Source organism: Arthrobacter sp. TMS2-4 (genome assembly GCF_054511075.1).
Genome location: NZ_JBTNDI010000022.1, coordinates 1 through 16,150, shown reverse-complemented (window position 1 = coordinate 16,150; position 16,150 = coordinate 1). Strand labels below are relative to the sequence as shown.

Annotated in this window: 13 protein-coding genes and 2 pseudogenes; 7 read left to right on the top strand and 8 right to left on the bottom strand. The window is 62.5% G+C overall.

Annotation, left to right across the window (positions count from 1 at the left end):
• Nucleotides 1-346: 346 nt before the first annotated feature.
• Complete coding sequence (locus ACX80F_RS16455) at nucleotides 347-634, bottom strand: hypothetical protein (RefSeq protein ID WP_459337460.1); 288 nt, start codon at nucleotides 632-634, stop codon at nucleotides 347-349.
• 49 nt (nucleotides 635-683) lie between these two features.
• Nucleotides 684-905: a helix-turn-helix transcriptional regulator gene (locus tag ACX80F_RS16450; protein ID WP_459337459.1), complete on the bottom strand. Its 222-nt coding sequence runs from the start codon at nucleotides 903-905 to the stop codon at nucleotides 684-686.
• A gap of 416 nt (nucleotides 906-1,321) precedes the next feature.
• Here ACX80F_RS16450 and mobC point away from each other — a divergent pair, with 416 nt between their 5' ends.
• The 3 genes from mobC to ACX80F_RS16435 all read left to right on the top strand — a co-directional run bounded on the left by mobC (nucleotide 1,322) and on the right by ACX80F_RS16435 (nucleotide 4,087).
• On the top strand, nucleotides 1,322-1,768 hold the full coding sequence (gene mobC, locus ACX80F_RS16445) for a plasmid mobilization relaxosome protein MobC (RefSeq protein WP_459337458.1): 447 nt from the start codon (nucleotides 1,322-1,324) through the stop codon (nucleotides 1,766-1,768).
• A 113-nt stretch (nucleotides 1,769-1,881) separates the two neighbouring features.
• Nucleotides 1,882-3,318: a relaxase/mobilization nuclease domain-containing protein gene (locus ACX80F_RS16440; protein WP_459337457.1), complete on the top strand. Its 1,437-nt coding sequence runs from the start codon at nucleotides 1,882-1,884 to the stop codon at nucleotides 3,316-3,318.
• A gap of 91 nt (nucleotides 3,319-3,409) precedes the next feature.
• Nucleotides 3,410-4,087, top strand: coding sequence for a hypothetical protein (locus ACX80F_RS16435; protein ID WP_459337456.1), 678 nt, complete (start codon nucleotides 3,410-3,412; stop codon nucleotides 4,085-4,087).
• Nucleotides 4,088-4,466: 379 nt separating this feature from the next.
• On the opposite strand, the pseudogene ACX80F_RS16430 reads toward ACX80F_RS16435, so the two are convergent.
• Nucleotides 4,467-4,843, bottom strand: a pseudogene (locus ACX80F_RS16430) (hypothetical protein); the annotation flags it as partial.
• 60 nt (nucleotides 4,844-4,903) lie between these two features.
• Between ACX80F_RS16430 and ACX80F_RS16425 the strand changes: the two are divergent.
• The 3 genes from ACX80F_RS16425 (at nucleotide 4,904) to ACX80F_RS16415 (ending at nucleotide 8,247) form a co-directional block, all read left to right on the top strand.
• A complete protein-coding gene (locus ACX80F_RS16425) occupies nucleotides 4,904-5,662 on the top strand; it encodes a hypothetical protein (RefSeq protein ID WP_459337455.1) in 759 nt (252 codons plus the stop codon).
• A 291-nt stretch (nucleotides 5,663-5,953) separates the two neighbouring features.
• Nucleotides 5,954-7,501 (top strand): LTA synthase family protein, encoded by a 1,548-nt coding sequence (locus ACX80F_RS16420; RefSeq protein ID WP_459337454.1) that lies wholly within the window; start codon nucleotides 5,954-5,956, stop codon nucleotides 7,499-7,501.
• Between the two features lie 422 nt (nucleotides 7,502-7,923).
• Complete coding sequence (locus ACX80F_RS16415; protein ID WP_459337453.1) at nucleotides 7,924-8,247, top strand: DUF6993 domain-containing protein; 324 nt, start codon at nucleotides 7,924-7,926, stop codon at nucleotides 8,245-8,247.
• A gap of 290 nt (nucleotides 8,248-8,537) precedes the next feature.
• Here the strand turns inward: ACX80F_RS16415 and ACX80F_RS16410 are convergent, their stop codons facing one another.
• The 3 genes from ACX80F_RS16410 to ACX80F_RS16400 form a co-directional block, all read right to left on the bottom strand.
• A complete protein-coding gene (locus tag ACX80F_RS16410) occupies nucleotides 8,538-8,939 on the bottom strand; it encodes a DUF6221 family protein (protein WP_459337452.1) in 402 nt (133 codons plus the stop codon).
• Nucleotides 8,940-9,562: 623 nt separating this feature from the next.
• Nucleotides 9,563-10,111 carry a hypothetical protein gene (locus ACX80F_RS16405; RefSeq protein WP_459337451.1) on the bottom strand — a complete coding sequence of 183 codons (549 nt, stop codon included), beginning with the start codon at nucleotides 10,109-10,111 and terminating at the stop codon, nucleotides 9,563-9,565.
• A gap of 91 nt (nucleotides 10,112-10,202) precedes the next feature.
• Nucleotides 10,203-12,512, bottom strand: coding sequence for a DUF3488 and transglutaminase-like domain-containing protein (locus ACX80F_RS16400; protein ID WP_459337450.1), 2,310 nt, complete (start codon nucleotides 12,510-12,512; stop codon nucleotides 10,203-10,205).
• Nucleotides 12,513-13,724: 1,212 nt separating this feature from the next.
• On the opposite strand from ACX80F_RS16400, the pseudogene ACX80F_RS16395 reads away from it, so the two are divergent.
• Nucleotides 13,725-13,871 (top strand): annotated as a pseudogene (locus tag ACX80F_RS16395) (metal-sensitive transcriptional regulator); the annotation flags it as partial.
• A gap of 93 nt (nucleotides 13,872-13,964) precedes the next feature.
• Here ACX80F_RS16395 and ACX80F_RS16390 read toward each other — a convergent pair.
• On the bottom strand, nucleotides 13,965-14,333 hold the full coding sequence (locus ACX80F_RS16390; protein ID WP_459337449.1) for a hypothetical protein: 369 nt from the start codon (nucleotides 14,331-14,333) through the stop codon (nucleotides 13,965-13,967).
• Between the two features lie 223 nt (nucleotides 14,334-14,556).
• The gene (locus tag ACX80F_RS16385; RefSeq protein WP_459337448.1) at nucleotides 14,557-15,645 is read right to left on the bottom strand and encodes a hypothetical protein; all 1,089 of its coding nucleotides are present in this window, start codon (nucleotides 15,643-15,645) and stop codon (nucleotides 14,557-14,559) included.
• Nucleotides 15,646-16,150: the final 505 nt, after the last annotated feature.

Sequence of the window (16,150 nt, the reverse complement as noted above, 5' to 3'; positions counted from 1 at the left end):
GCGATGTCCCGCCAGCGGAGTTCGAGCAGGCGTTCTATGCTGGCCAAACCAACCGCCATCAGCTGGTGGGAATCACATAACGGAAGTCTCCATCAAACCCAGAGCGGTTCAGTACATCTGCTGCACATGGGTAGCGCTGATGTTCTTCAGATCACTTTCGAGTACATCGATTACATCGTTTCGGTCTCTGCGCTGAACGCCATCGAGTCGCCAGTGGTATGCCTCTTCATCAGCTTCGACATTTCCGAAAGCAAAGCGCATGGGAGCGGACACTGTCACCGTCTCCCACCCAACCTGCGACTACCCCTCAGTAGTCGAGCTGTACCCCTGTGACGGCCTGTCGTGCTCAAACGGCAGATACATCTTGGCCGTTTGGAACCGTGCTACGACGTCGGCTTCGACGCTTGGCTGCTGCGCCGCTATCGAGGCCGAGCTTCTTCAGCTCGTCCTCGCTCCAGCCGTCCTTCGTTGCCCGGACGTAAGCCTTTTTGTCCTCACGCTCGGCATCGGCAAGCTGCTCGCGCAGCTCATCCACCCGCTTGCGTGCGATCACCAGATTGGTAACGGATGCGATGCGTGAGTCGAGGAGTTTGCGTGCCTGGTCTTTGGTGGTTTCGAGGTCGATGGTAGCCATGATCATCAGCCTAACGTCGTGCACAGACTGCCGCCACGATACACAGCCATCATCGGCCCGCTGGGTAGTCGTGGAGGTACCCGTTAGCAGGGTCATTAAACCAGTCTTCGATGTCGCCGGAGTCGTACCGGACTGTGTTCCGTCCGAGCATGAAGTAGGGCGGTCCGAGGTTAGCCCGCCGCCACTGAGCAAGCTCCTGGCTTGTCACGCCGTACAACCTAACCACGTCCTTTGGTGCCATCATCGTGCCCACCATGAGTCCCTCTTTCATCTTTGCCCCGTTCCTTTCGGCAACGCCGTCATCACTTGGACGCGAAGTGAATTGGCAAGGTGGAGAGGTCGGACCGTGGAATACCGGAGCGAAGCGAGGATATGCCGCGAAAGCCGTCCTTGGAGCCTTGCCAAGAGAAGGGCGGACAGTACATTCACAAGCCGAAACGGAACGGCGCAGCCGGTCGGTCAATCCAGACGCGAAGCGTCGTACCGCTTGCTTGAACACCCCACCCGGCACAAACAGCCGTGCGAGAGGCAAACGGAGCACCAGCGGAGCAAGCTATGCGTTTATGTGCCATAAACGCGGATTCCGCTGGCGCCCATGGCTGAGCGGTGACACACTTGGGGTGTGGGGCCTCCGTTGGAGGGGCGCTGCGCTGGGCCGTGTGGATCAAGAGCGGGGGAGTGTGAGCAGTGTCTGAGCAGGGGAGTGAGAGCTCGCAGGAATCAGGTGAGCAGGAGCCCGCTGCGCGTCCTCCTAGTGCCGCCAAGCGGCATGTGTGGTCTTCCCGGCGCAAGCGCATCGAAGGTAAGACCGTGTACGTGCGGGTCTCGATGTCCGAAATGGAGCGGGCTCAGCTGCTGCAGCTGGAAGCTCAGACTGGTCTGTCGCCGTCCGCGATCCTCGTCGACGCCGCTCTGGGCTCCGGTGACCCGGCCGTGCTGACGGTGAAAAAGCAGGAGGTTGTGACCCTGCTGGCGATCCGTCGTCTCATTGCAACGGCGGCCAACAACATGAACCAGATCGCGCGCCATGCGAACTCGACTGGCGAGGTCAAGAACTACGCTGCTGCAGCGATGCAGGAGACCCGCCAGCTAATGCGTCAGATCGAAGTAAAAATGTACGAGCTGAAGCCGTGATTCCGAACATCACGAAGGGCTCGCGCACCGTCGGTCTGATGAAGTACCTGGTCGGCCCGGGGAAGAGTAATGAGCACACTGACCCACACCTCGTCGCCGGTAGCCCGACGATCATGGCCTGGTTCGGAGACGCCCAGCTGAACGACCAGTCGGCGGTTCTCGCCGCACAGGAGATCGACCTCAACAAGCGGATCAGCGACGTCGAGATGGACCAGCACGTCTGGCACTGTTCCCTGTCACTGCGTTCCGACGAGCGTCCTGTCAGTGGCCGCGAGTGGGCGGACATGGCGGAGAAGTTCATGGACGACATGGGCTTCACCGAGACAAGCGGCAAGGCAGCGTGCCAGTGGGTCGCGGTACACCACGGCACGAGCACCGCCGGCAACGACCACATCCACATCGTCGCCTCCCGCGTCCGCGAGGACGGCACGAAGTGGGGCGACTGGTCAGACTTCCCGAAGGCGCAGAGCGCCGCCCGGAACCTCGAGAAGCAGTTCGGACTCATCGAGCTGGGACAGCACTCCGAGCGTGGTCTGAAGCCCGCCGAGCAGCTGACCGACCGTCGTACCGGGAACGCCATCGAGCCGGCCCGTCACCGTATGGAGCGCGTCGTGAGGGCAAGTGCTGTCGCCTCCGAAAGCGAGGCAGAGTTCGTGCGCCGGCTACGCCGCCAGGAACTGCTCGTCAGTGCCCGCTTCGCTGACGGTGGCCGCTCTGTCGTCACCGGATACTCTGTCGCGGAACGACCACCCAAAGGCATGGACCCGGTGTGGTTCGGTGGGGGGAAGCTGGCAAAGGATCTCACCCTTCCAGCTCTGCGCACGGAGTGGTCCGACACTCCGGAAGCGTCCCAGGAAGCAGCAGAGGAATGGTGGGCTGCCAAGCGCCACCAGCGCATCGTTCACGGGCAGGCCCCGGACATGCTTCGTGGTCCTCGTGCGACGACCGTGTTCGGTCGTGCCATCGACGAGGAAGCCGCACGGAAGCTCTCGCTCGACATGGCCAAGGCTCGCAAGGTCATGTCCTCAGTCGCCCCTGATGATCACCAGACATGGGCACACGTGGCCCGGGAAACCTCCGGTGTCCTCGGCGCCTGGTCGAAGGCCACGGAAGCCGAACCCGGACCCCTTGCACAGGCGTCGCGGGCCCTCGCTCGTTCCGCTCACCGTTCCGGTGTCACGATCAGCACACCCGTACAGGCGCCTCTGAGAATGACCGGTACAGCTGCGTTCCTCCTGGCCGCAGCGACCGCACCGTCACCGGTCGCGCAGGCGCTCATCATGCAGCAGGTCGTGCGCACCATTCGCCTCCTGCGGGACATGCAGCGCAGCAACAATGATCTCCGTGAAGCCCGGGTGCTGACCGACAGTGTGCGTCAGCAGCTCGCCATCGTCGCAACACCGCTGCCCGAGATAGCAGAGCCTCAACTGCCGGCACCTGAAGGGATGACGCCGAAGGCCGTCCGTCCATTGAATGAAGCGCGGCCGACGATCATGGTGCCGCCTCGAGTGAAGCTGCACCAAGGGCACGACCAAGAGATGGGGAGATAGAACAATGAATCACGACGCGCCAGACGGAGCCGACGGACTGTTCCGGCCTCAGCTGCAGTCTGCAATGGCTGTAGCCGGCCGACTTGGGGAAATGCTGGCACGCCAACGTGCCGAACGGAACGAGCAGATGCAGCGCGCCGAGCAAGCGCAGCGCCAGCAGCTCGAGGAACGGTTCGAAGCCGAGCGAGCAGTCATGCGCACCCAACTGGCGGCCGTTCACCAGCCGCAATTTTGGGAATCAGCTCGCCCCGAGGACATCGCCTCGCACTACGCGATGGCGCAGCAGTGGGAGAAGCTCGACACCGTGGCGCTGGCCTCCCGCGAGCAGATGCACGACGAGATCCGCACTAGGTACAAACTGACCCCCGAGGAGTACCTCGAGGCGCACAAGAGCGGCCAGGAGAGCGACGTCGAGCTGGAGCAGGCATCTGAAAACAAGGACGCTCAACGCGACCACGCGGTCGCCGAGCAGCAATCAGGAGAGGTCGCCCGCGGGGACCTCCAGAACGATGTGGATACCCAGAACGCGGCCGCGAACGCGGAGGAGCTGTGGGACTCAGGTGATCGCCGCGCAGCTTTGGCCGACACGCTGATGACCCGGTTCGGGAACGACCCCGCCGCACGCGAAGGAGTCGAAGCATTCCTCGCCGCAGACCTCAGCAACGGCACCCCACCGTCTGCATCGGTCATAACCACCAAACGCCCATTCCAGGGACGACCGAAGACGCTCCACAAACCAGCCCGTGAGAAGGGCTTTGGCCTCGAGTAAAGCGGCCGAAGGATGGTGACACGGCCAACTGGTCGATGGCCACCCGGGAGTGACCTAATAGCAGACTGGTAGTGGTGTGGTACCAGTTTGGTACCAGTTTGGTACTAAGGAAAGTCACCCGTCGCGCTGATCCGCAACAAGCTTCACCCTAGGACGCGTGATGACTCTGCCCGAATCCTGATGCGGCACCAGAGACGATAACACCACTCGTTACGCGCTTCGGTGGTCATAACCGCAGATGCCAGACAAGACCTTCCACAGGCTGACATCCCTGCAACGAGACGGAGTTCAGTGCTCCTGCACCAGGTCGAGGGGGAGTCGTATCACCGAGTCCTATTCAGCAGATCCTGCAGTAAGTTCTCTTCAGGTTGACATAAGGTCAATTATCGGCGAACAAGAACGTCGCCCTCTTCATGCCCGCCCTTGGTGCCGATCGGCAGGTGGCGATGTACTCACTATGTCCGCCGGATCGGGCCATGTAGCTGGTGAGGCTCCGGAACCCGAGGGCTGAGCCGCGAAGGGGCTCGAGGTCACCGTTGGTCCCCCGGGTGGCCATTGTTGGCTCCTGGGGTCGAAACCCGAGTACGCCGGCTGTGCGTTGTTTCAGTGTCCGGTCGATCCGTCGGATCTTGGTAAGGGCGGGGCGATGCCGCTGGCTACGGCGCTGGTGATGGCGTCGATGACCGCCTGCATCAGCTGCTTGCCCCGAGTTTTGCTCGGTTCCTGGTAGGCGGAGACGATGCTCTGATAAATACCTCAGGTCGCCTGAACCCAGGCCTACCACCCATCCCCAATCGGTTGTGGCGCGAATCACATATGACCGCCGAATCCCTCGGCGGCCCCTTGATAGGGAGCGAAAACATGAGAAGAGATTCCAAGCTGGCTCTTGCAGGAGCGGCGGCTGCAGTACTTACAGCGGTGTCGGTGGGTGCAGGCCCTGTCCTGGCCCAGGACGGTAAAGGACAGAACGGTAAAGCAACGGACAAGTCGGTGACGCTCACGGCCGTGCTGACCGAGCTGAACGGTTCCGGTGCATCCGGCACCGCCACCGCAGTGGTGAAGAACCAGAAGATCGAACACATCGAAGTCCACGCCACAGGCCTGACCCCGGATGCCCCCCACGCCCAGCACATCCACTACGGCAACGATGCCCTGAATGAGTGCCCCACCCTGGCGCTGGACTCCAATGGGGACGGGCGCCTGAACACCGTTGAAGGCGTACCGGCCTACGGCCCCGTTGTCGTGTCGCTGAATACGACTGGGGACACCACCCCGGCCAGCTTCCTTGACGTTGCCCGTTTTCCGGTCTCCCAAGGAGGGGCCTTCAACTACAGCCGGGACAACATCGAATTCACCGACGTCGCCGGAACCGGCTACCCCGGTGCAGGCGGCCTCGGCACAGCTAAGCAGATCGCCGATTCCATCCGGGCAGGCGAGGGCGTCGTGGTCATCCATGGTCTGGACTACGACGGCAACGGGACGTACAACTTCAGCGACCCCGAAGGCGTTAGCGAGCTGACTGCGGACCTGCCCGCCGAAGCCACAGACCCGGCCGTGTGCGGCGTCCTGCGCTGACCCTGATCGAACTGACCGCTGCTGGCGGCGGCCAGACCCAAACTCCCGCCAATGCACCAACCTTTTAGGCAGATATTCCGGTCCAGAGTCCATTAGGGATACTCAGATCCTCAGAGGCCAGCAGTTGACCGTTCTCTAAGCAGTCCCCTATGCCTCGCCGGACGGTGAACCCCGGGTGAACTTTTGTTGAACCGGTAGCGTAACGGTACTAGTCTTCTACCCGCCCGAGAACGGGCTGGATGTCAGGGGTGTGCGGCGAAGATGCGGACACCTGGAACGCGAGGTGTTGCCATGTCTGCCCGGAGTCTTCGCGTACCCCGACGGGTCGGCGTGGTCGTGGGGCGCGTCCTGGTCTACGTCCTGATCTGGGCAGGGCTCGTGCCGCTCATCACTGCCCTAGGGATCCGTTTCTACTGGGGCACGATCTCCGTCAGCCAGATGCTCATGAACCTCGTCTCCGTGGAGACCGACGGCGGAGGCGGATCCATCGTCTGGGTCGGCATCCTGGGGGTCGGCGTCCTGCCCGTGCTCATCACCGTCGGGCTCGCCGTGTGGCAGCACTACCGGCGGCGAAGGCATCGCCGGGTCGACGACGATCCTGGTCCTCGTCGTCCGCAGTGGATCACGCGCCTCGTCTCGACCGCCGTGGTGGCCGCGGTGGTCGTCGGCGGGGCCACGGCCTTCTCCACCACGGTGGGCATGGGGGACTACATCCGGGCGGCGAACTCCGACTACGACCTCGGGGACTACTACGTGGAACCGACCGTCACCAGCGATGAGGACAAGCGCAACCTGGTCCTGATCTACCTCGAGTCCGGCGAGGCCACCCTCGAGGACGACCAGCTCTTCGAGAAGGATGCGTTCGCTCCCCTCAAGGAGGCCACCCGGGCCTCCGACGGCTGGCAGAGCGTGGAGGACTTGCAGCAGGACGAGAGCGGGGGCTGGACCATGGCGGGCCTCGTCGGGACGCAGTGCGGCGTCCCGCTGAAGGCTGGAGGCTCCGCAGCCGGCAGCGCCCCCAGCAACGACCTCGGCGGTGACACCGAAACTTACCTGGGCGGGTTGACGTGCCTGGGCGATGTCCTGGCTCGCCACGGCTACACCAGCGTCTTCATGGGTGGAGCCAATGCCTCCTTCGCCGCGAAGGAGACCTTCCTGAGGACCCACGGCTACTCCGAGGTGAAGGACCTCTCCGACTGGCGCGCCGCGGGCGAGCCGGAGGAGAGTTTCCGCAGCGACTGGGGCCTGAGCGATGAACGGCTGATGGTCCACGCCCGGGACGAGATAGACCGGCTGCACGCCGAGGCGGAGCGGACCGGTGAGCCGTTCAACCTCTCGATGCTGACGCTGGACACCCACGAGCCGGTGTACGTCTACGGCTACTGTGACGTGGACACCCAGAACGTGGTCACCTCTGTGTTCTCCTGCTCCATGACGCAGGTGGCCGGATTCGTGGACTATCTGAAGGAGAAGGGCTACCTCGAGGACACCGCCGTGTTGATCACCGGCGACCACCTCAAGCTCATGAGCGCCGGCAACGCGTTCCACGAGCAGCTGGACGACCACGAGAACCGCACCATCTTCAACCGGATCTGGGTGCCCGGCGGGGCGGCCCCGCTGCGCCCCCGGGTCGACCAGCTGAATCTGTACCCGACGATCCTGGAGGCCGCAGGCCTGACCCTGCAGGATTCTGAGGCGGGGCTGGGCGTGTCCGCCTTCGCCCCGGAGGTCCCGGTTGGTTCCGCCCAGGCATTGAAGCCGGACCTCTACGCCGAGCTGCTGGACGCGAGTTCCCAGCAGTTCTATACGGAGGCCTGGGCTGGCGAGGCCGCCCCGTAGCGCTGCCCGTCCCCGACCCCACGGCGCGGCAACCCTGGCACGGATGACGAGTTCATGTCGCTGTCGAAGACTATTAGGACGAGCCCTAACAGAGCTCCTGGGATCTCTGTGGCGAGCGGTCGAATGCTGCGTGGCAGAATGAGGACGTGACCATTGCCGCATCCGGCTGCCTTCGTAATCGACCCTACATAGGCCTACGTGTCGGTGCCCTGTCCGCGGCCCTCGTCGTCCTTACGTCTTGTAGCGCTCCTGCGGAGTCAGATTCGATCCTGGGGGCTGAAAGCTCAGTGACGGCAGGGGCAGCTGAAGCATTGCCGACAGCCGAGGAGCCCAACGAGGATGTCTCGAAGCCATCTATCTCGTCCTTACCGTCGGGCCCTCCATCGTCATCAGCCCCGAGTGGCACTTCAGGCCCCATTTCTATGGAACTTTCGGATGACGAAGCCGTCATAATTGCGGATGCCGTTAACCGGGAATTGCAGGCACTTGCGGATGGTGAGAATGCAGGGAAGCGTGATCAGGTCCGCGGTGCCATTGAGCAAGGATTTGCAAGCGCCGGATCCATACCGGAGATGGTAGAGGTGTCGATCGATCGCACTCCGACGGGACTCGATGTGGACGCTATTCAAGGTGCTGGGCTAATTGGTGAACGCTGCATCTTTGGTGAACTACGTGGAAAGGCTGTTTCGACGGTGGTGCTGCCGGTTCTAGTTTCGGGGCGCTGCTTTATCGGAGATCAGCGCTGAGATGGACTCCTTACGAGGATGCTAGAGGTAGTTCCTGCTTGTCAGCCTGAATCGGTTAACTGCTGAGGGACCGGAGGAAATGGCTGGTCGTTGCCCTGGCAGGCGATTCAAGCGCTGATGCCGTAGTTGCTGACCACCCAGAGCCGCCAAACACCTCTCGTCATTTCTGCCGCAGTGGTTTGAGCGCTCAAGGCGGTGGGGAAAAGCTGGTCAAGCCGTGTTTCTAGCCGGCATGTGCCTGTCGACCGCAGGTATTCGCCACTCAGTCTTAGCGAGACCGACCGTTCGCGTCAGCTCATCCAGTGCGTTTGATACTCCGGGTGGTCCTTCCACGAGAGAGCCATCAACTCGAGGATTTTGCGCGTGCAGTCCTGCTCCCCCGCCGGTATTCCTGCCTCCTCCCCTGCCTGTTGGTGGTTCCGGTCGATGCTCTGCACGTGGGCGGCCAGACGCTGCTTCGCGACGCAATCCGCAATGACCTTCTGCGGGTTGTGGTTCACAATGTGGCAGGCTAGCGGGTCCATCAGCAGTTCATGCCCAGCCACGTCCAGTGGCCGATCGATGTCAGCCACGTGCCGGGTTTTGACGTGGGCTCCGAGGATGCCACCGACACCGGGATCGTGCAACGCCTGATAGGCGAGGTCGTAATCCTCACCCACGCGGGCGAGGACGAAGGCAGCCAACTCATCCATCCGCCGAGCCTACGAGTTGATGCTGGGACTACGCAGGGAATGAAGACAAGCCGCTGCACCTGTCGTCGCATCGTTGTGTTGGGATGGTGGAAGTTCGCCCGTAGGCGGACAACTTGAAGCCCGCTCCTGCCGGGTTCAACCCCCGCACGCAGGTTAATGACCCGCAACATTCCCTTCAAACCTATGATCAAACTTTGCAATAAGTAAACGTGCGTCCTGTTTCCGATCTGAACGACGATCGCCGGGTATAAGGAGAATTGGCCGCGACAGCGTAACCGGTCGACATCTCCAATCTCTGCTCTGCCCAATGGGCGAGCACTAAATACGGGGCGAAAATCGGACATCAAATTATTGGTTCATGTAGCGAAGTGGGTTAACCTGCGCTTTCCCGATACGTAAAACAGGGTGTGCAGTCGGATCAACCGATAAGCTGGTGCTTACACGTCAGATCAAGCTCCGCGCATGGATGCAAGCTGATCCCGCAGGTTCTTGCGTAGGTGCCACCGCACGAACGCCGCCCGGAGGGCCACCAGCCATGCCGCTGCAAAGGCAGAGGCGCCGACCCAGAACACTGCAGTCGGGGCAATCTGAGCTGTGAGCGGAAGGCCCAGCAACCGCGGAGCCTACGACCACAACGTGCACCCGAGCCACACGGCCGCGAGGCCCGCCGCGATGAGCATCAGCGGCTGGCCTCCGGCGCGCCTGCCGTTGCTGGAAAACCCGATCGGCAGGAAGCTGAACCCGACGAGTGTCACCACCGGCCCCCACGAAACCAACTGTCCTAGCAGTGCGCCGAACAAGATAGCCAAACCACCGGCCATGATGAAACGCCGGTGCTTTAACGGCAGATGTACAGCCTTCGGGCCCTCCTTCAGTAGCGCCGAGGTAACAGCGGAGCGGATATCGTCTTCGCTGGGCATCTGGACCAGGATTTGTGCGCTTGATGAAGCGTCGGACGTCGAGGGACCCGCAGTGCGCGCGATGACGGTAAACCCGTTGACCTGAAGCCGGGGAGGTTCGGGTACCTCTGCCAACGAACCAGCCTTCTCCCTCTTAGGAAGGACACGACTGACGTGCTCGTAAGGTGCGATGGCATCAAGAGCCCGCTCAGCTCTCCGCCGCAATGTCGCTGCCAGCGCGGAGTTTTTGACCTGTACGAGTTCGACCTGCATTAGGGCAGTGACCTGTTCTGTTCGCCACCAAAGATCGGCGTTATCTTGATTTTTCGTTTCTCACGCGTAATGTCCCGGCGTAGAGTCAGTATTAAGGGTTGTTCCGGAAGCGGTTTAGGAGTGATTGCGGGAACAGGCGGGCTTTGATTCGAGCGGACCGAGGGCTGCCCCGCTGCAGAGCGCGTTTGACGGCGTCGACGTCGTCCCACCGAGGCGGTGCCACCGGCCGGGCGAACGTCACGACCAGGCGTGAGGGACCACCGGTGGGTGCGCCTTTGGGTAGGTTGTTGGCGTACTCCTCGTATTCGTAGCTGGTCCGGAGCCTGCTCAGAGATGTAGCAGGCCCGCCCTGCAGCCCGGCATCGCGGAGGAGGCGGCCGGCGAAAGTGCGGGGGGTGTCGGTGGGCTGGAGAGGGTAGCCGTAGTCACCGGCGATCTCCGTCGTCTCGGCCCATGCGGCGGTGGCCGCACCGTGACTGTCCGGGGCGGCACCGTTAACCACGACGGCACGGCGCCTGGACCGCGTCCTCACCGTCCGCAGGAGGAACGGAACCAACGCCAGCAGCGCGATCCCCGCAACAGCAAGCGGGCCGACCATGAGCCACGTCTGGTCCTGCGGGCCGGTTGCTTGGGCACCATCGGTGTTCTCCGAAGCTTCGGCTGTTGGGTCCGTCCGGTCCGCATTGCCAAGGGCCCCGCCGGGGTTCAGGGCGTCGGTGTCGTCCGCGCGCGGCCCCACAGGCGTGAACGCCTGCTGCGCGTAGGTCGGCACGACACCGCGGGACGGGGTCGGTTCGAACCGCACCCAGCCCACGCTCTCGAAGTACAGCTCGGGCCACGCGTGCGCGTTGCGGGAGTCGACGACGAATTCACGCAGTTCCGTTCCCTCCGGGCCCTCCTCCGTGTCACCCGTGGGGCTGCCGGGCGTGTAGCCGATGGCGACGCGGCTGGGGATCCCGGCAGCACGCGCCATGACGGCCATGGTTCCGGCGTAATGCACGCAGTACCCGGACTTCGACTCGAGGAACCGCGCCATCACGTCCATGCCGCTGCCGTCGTACCCGCCGTCGACAGGCGCTTCCTCCGAGTAGCTGAACTCAGGGCCGCGCAGGTAGTTCTGGATGGCGAGAGCTTTGTCGTAGGGATTGACGAAGTTTCCGGCGACTTCATCGGTCATCGTCCTGACGATGCCTGGGGTGTCATCCGGCAGTTGGGTAAACACCTCGGGGACTGTGTTCGTCTCCGAAGGCCCGATGGCTTCCAGGCCCTCGCGCGTGAGGTCAACTGAACGGCTCTCGACGAGGTATCGCTGGCGCGCCGTTGAGCCTCCGTCCCTGGCGAGGATGGACAGGTTGGCCGGATCCCACGCCCATCTTCCTGTGAGGCCCGTGATGCCCACAGGAGCGTACGGCGCCAGAAGCCAGGGGCTCGCGTAGCTCTGCGTCGTGATGCGCGTGAAAACCGTGCTGCTCACGGGCGGGCTCGCGGGGGTACCCTGCTCCTCACCGATCTCGGCCACGCCTTCTTCCCGGTCACCGAGCCTTTGGTCGGGCTCCCACCGGCGTCCGCTGAAGTCCTCGAGGGTGGTTGCGCGCAGGTACAGGGGGCTGTCCGAGTTGGTGGCGTAGGTGATGCGTCCAAAGCCTGTGGGATTGCGCAGGTCGTTCCCGAGCGTCACGGCCGGATTGAGACCGGTGGCATTACCCCAAATATTCATGCGCGCGCCCTGCGGGAAGGCGCCAGAGTTGAAACCGGGGATGAACAACGGCAAGACTACGGTCACCGCTACGGCCGCCGCACCGATGATCATGCTCCGGCCCGCGAAACCCGAGGACGCCCGCGCGCCGCCCGATGCGAGCCGGTTCTCGCGCCACTGCGCCACCGCGAGGAGCAACAGGAAGACCAACGTGGTGGTGATGAAGGCAAACATCCCGACGCCGTTGGGCTTCACGACGGCTGGAACGATCATGACAGTGAAGAGCCCGAGGCCGCTCCCCGCTGGCATCCGCATGGTCGTCGCGAAGATGTCCACGATGATGGCGATGATCCCCAGTGCGGCGCAGATAATAAAAAGGATCCCGGCATCCGGCAGTACGGGGGCTACCTGCGAGACCACCGTTTCCTCGGCCTGGGCGAGGAGCCGCCGCGGCTCGAGTAATGTTCCGGGCCCCGGCACGACGCCGAGAATGCTCTGCCGCGGGAAGAACTGGGCCGTGAGGGTGCCGACGAGCGCGAGCACACCCGCGAGGGGTGCCAGCACGCCGCTCAGGCGGAGGGCTCGCGTCAACGCCATCGCCAGCAGCACGGGGACAAGTGTGCGGACCACGGGCAGGAACCACGTCCACGGTTCCACCACTCCGTTTAAGCCCGTGGCCGTGGCGAGCACGGCGAGAAGACACACACCGGTAACGGCCCAATGCCACGGGTCACCGTCTGTGGGGCCTCGCGCTGTCGTCTGCTCGAACGATGATGAAGAGCCGGCCCCAGGGCGGGTAAGAGTCGAGGTCATGCTAGTCCCCTGGTTGAAGCTCCGGCGGAATGAACGACTGCTGGGATGGACGTTGCACGGCAGCGGGTCGCTCGCGATCGAGGACGGCATTCGACTGCGATGAGTGATCCGTGGCACGAGATAGACCTGTTGAAAAACACCATCAGGAACCGTTGATTTAGGAGGAGTGCGCGCAGATGACGGCCTACATCGTCGAGACGCAAGAACAACCGCAACCTGTTCACCTTGCAGTAGGACAGGCCAGGCTAAGCGTTCTATCCCACTACTACTGTCAACATGCTCCGAGGGAAATAAGTTCCGCCTGCAGACGGACTTCTCGTGGTCGGAAGCCAACAGGTCCTTGTGCTGCGATGGTTGCTCGCCCAGAGTTCTGGACGCAGGTGGGTGCGTGCTGTGCCGGCCCTTCCGGCTTTTACTCCGGAGCTCGGCTAACTACGACGAGCCGTTCAGTGTCTTCGGGCCTGCGTTTCTCCTCCAATAGATTGCCAGCGCTGGTTGGCTCCCTTAACCCGGCCTGCGGCCACCGAGTCAACGGCACTGGTTGTTCCGCAACAGCAATCGAGGTTGGTGCTGCTTGACTAAGCTAAGTGGGTCCCGCGCCACCGCAGGGATTTCTATCCCGCGTAGAATTGCGGCTGGCGGGCAGCCCCTGATCCGCTGAGAAGCTTCGAAAGTGGTGTGTGTGTTTCCTACCCTCAGTCTGGCCGCAGCGACGACACCGTCGGGTGACCCAACATTGAAACCGGGTCTGGACCCGGCGTCGGTCACCCCAGGTACGCTCGGCTTCCTGTCGACCCTGTTCATCGTCGTGCTGGTAATTCTCCTGATCCGAGACATGACCAGGCGCATCCGGCGGGTTCGGTACGCGGCCGAGGTGCAGCAGACCCGCACGCAGCGCGAAATGCAATCCACAAGCGAGAGTCTGCCCGCTGAGCCCGGTGAGAGGCCGGAGCCCCTGCACGGCGTAGACGCTACTGATCCTCCCGTGCCCGGTGGTAAACACGGCCCTAACAACCGCTGAGCCCGGGAGGGAGAAGGGCAACCGTTCAGTCGGAATAAGTCGATCCGACTGAACGGGCCCTCGTAACCAACCAACCCAGGAGTGCTCAAACCCAGCTCACAGCGGTCATTCGCATGCTCAAGGAAGGCGATGACTGCAAGGACGTCATCACTCAGTTCGCTGCAGTGTCCAAGGCCCTCGATCAGGCAGGATCCGCTCTCATCGCTGGCGATCTTAAGCAGCACATCGTCTGCTTTGTTTTCTTCCCTGTCTGGCCGGAGCTCGGGAAAACCGTGCGAGGACGCTACGTGCGCGCTGCTCGGGACAGCGGCGGATCCCGAAGGTTAGGCCTTTGTGGCTTTCCAGCGGCGGGCAACCATGAAGGAGCGGATTCCGAGTACTACGTAAACGATCAGCAGGACGAAGGTGATCGTGCTCGTAATCACAGCTGCAGGCCGCTCCGCCTCGCCGGCAATGAGTGCGCCCAGCTGCATGACGTTCATCGTGGTGCCGAGGATTCCAAGCACTGCCACGACCAATGCGATGTGGACGCCAAGCTTCGGATTCTTCAGTCCGACGATGCCGGAGACCAGGATAATGGCTCCCAGGATGGCCGGAATCAACGCCGTCCAGCTGACGAATGCAGTCGCGATGTACGAGATGAAGCCGAGGACGATAAGGACGACGCCGAGTCCGATGGTGATGCGAGGCATGCCGCTCCTTGTGCAGAGGGTGGCTGACAGTTTCTTCTACACAGTGTAGTAGACACTGTGGCCCTGTCGGCATTGTGGCGGAGTCAAGAAAGCGCTCCTGCGCGCAGAGCCATGTGCATCAAGCTGCAGGGACATCGGCGTATCAGGCATCCGGAATGCCTACATGACAAAGGCCTGATCTGGGCATTGGAATGACCAGAACGGCAGTGAAACCGGCTATCTCCTAGGAATGGCTCGCCGAAGCCGGGCCGAGCGAGAAAACCGTTGCAAATGATGCCAGGGCGGAGAGGATGACAGCTCCTGTCACCATCTCCAGAGACCATAGAACGCCCTGCTCCATATCCGTAACTAAAATCTGCCCCGACCACAACAGCAGGGGAAGTAGTGCGGCAAGCACAAGCTCCTGTGCACGGAGCGACGCGTCGAATCGTCGTAACGCGCGAAGGACGACATCAACGAGTGCTCCCGCCACGAGGGCGGCGATCACGGTTCCCATCTCCTGAAAGTTCATAAGGACCAACGCCAACAGGGCAACCGATGTCACTAGGAGAATTGCGGTCCCCAGTCCGGCGAGTCGGACCCGGATCAGATAGCTCAGGGGAACAACCACAACTAATGAGGTAATCACGTAGCTTGCCAGACCCGTCGCAGCGATACTTTCGGACATGATGTGCGCATCCGTACCCTCAGGAGCCCGCAGGACGGCGAAGGTTGCCGAATCCGTGATGAACCCGGACAGGAAACTGAGAGAAAAGGCCGCAATGGCAGTGATCCCCAGCACCGCCAGCGTGGGCGGCAAACGCGTCAACAACGACAAGGGGATAGTTCGAAGGCGGAACGCTCGAACGGGGCCGGATAGCAGTAGGACGCCGCCGACAAACAACACGAGATGGGCGGGACTCAACAGCGCGTCGATTCCGAACTCCACCCCGAAGATTTGATGCCAGATCATGTCCCCAACACCGCCGGCGGCGAATAGTGCCGCACCGCTGATCGCAAGGCCGTAGCCAGCGGGTATGACGCCAAGGCGATGATGTCCACAACGTGTTGCCGCGCGTCTACTGATGACAGCCAGCCACGCGATGAGTAGCAGCAGACCCCCGTACAGGGCGGCGTGCCACGGGGTGAAAAAGGAGTCAGGAAGGTCAAGAATGTGTGCTCGGCCGTCGAAATAGACGGCGGTGACGACGAGAAGACCGAATACAGCTGCGACCAGGTCCTCGGATGTAGACGTGGGAGACGTGCTCTGCGGGACGGTCACGCCGGAGCGCTGCTCGGGGTGTAGCGACTCGCTTCGAGAACCCAAAACCATGCCGACATCCTCCGTGACGTGAACAAGGAAGCCGCGCAACCCGGGCCGCTGCGATAGTCCCGGTTCCGGGGTTCTTTTCCTGGCCTGCTGGCACGTCAATGTTCTGGAAAGAGACGGGGTGCGCCCACCGTGCAGTGGCATCCCGGACCACCATCGTGATACCCCTCGGGAGTATATGTCAATGCTCACGTTGCCCTGCTTGGGGGGGGCTCGTAGGGCTGCGCCCTGCGGAGGCGGAACTCCTGGCGTAGAAGAATTCCCTCGCTGAGCGAGGCGAACTGTACGACCGGACCAGTCGAGCGGCAGCGTACCTGTATCCCAGCTATTCAGGGGACATCCGCGCAAGGTCACTTACAGGACTGCACTACCGGTCCGGTCAGGGGCGCAACCGACTCGGTCAAGTCCCTGGTGGTGGTGTAGCGGTCGGTGATCCTTTTCTTTGTTAGGCGCTGAGTTCGAGTGTGGTGTCGGTGGGCTCCTCCGTCCCGGTGTCGGTAAGAAGTGT

Excerpts from the sequence above, each read along its gene's own strand:
- ACX80F_RS16455 (WP_459337460.1), bottom strand. The coding sequence starts at position 634 with ATGGCTACCATCGACCTCGAAACCACCAAAGACCAGGCACGCAAACTC.
- ACX80F_RS16450 (WP_459337459.1), bottom strand. The coding sequence starts at position 905 with ATGAAAGAGGGACTCATGGTGGGCACGATGATGGCACCAAAGGACGTG.
- ACX80F_RS16440 (WP_459337457.1), top strand. The coding sequence starts at position 1,882 with ATGGCCTGGTTCGGAGACGCCCAGCTGAACGACCAGTCGGCGGTTCTC.
- ACX80F_RS16435 (WP_459337456.1), top strand. The coding sequence starts at position 3,410 with ATGCTGGCACGCCAACGTGCCGAACGGAACGAGCAGATGCAGCGCGCC.
- ACX80F_RS16425 (WP_459337455.1), top strand. The coding sequence starts at position 4,904 with ATGACCGCCGAATCCCTCGGCGGCCCCTTGATAGGGAGCGAAAACATG.
- ACX80F_RS16420 (WP_459337454.1), top strand. The coding sequence starts at position 5,954 with ATGTCTGCCCGGAGTCTTCGCGTACCCCGACGGGTCGGCGTGGTCGTG.
- ACX80F_RS16415 (WP_459337453.1), top strand. The coding sequence starts at position 7,924 with ATGGAACTTTCGGATGACGAAGCCGTCATAATTGCGGATGCCGTTAAC.
- ACX80F_RS16410 (WP_459337452.1), bottom strand. The coding sequence starts at position 8,939 with ATGGATGAGTTGGCTGCCTTCGTCCTCGCCCGCGTGGGTGAGGATTAC.
- ACX80F_RS16405 (WP_459337451.1), bottom strand. The coding sequence starts at position 10,111 with ATGCAGGTCGAACTCGTACAGGTCAAAAACTCCGCGCTGGCAGCGACA.
- ACX80F_RS16390 (WP_459337449.1), bottom strand. The coding sequence starts at position 14,333 with ATGCCTCGCATCACCATCGGACTCGGCGTCGTCCTTATCGTCCTCGGC.
- ACX80F_RS16385 (WP_459337448.1), bottom strand. The coding sequence starts at position 15,645 with ATGGTTTTGGGTTCTCGAAGCGAGTCGCTACACCCCGAGCAGCGCTCC.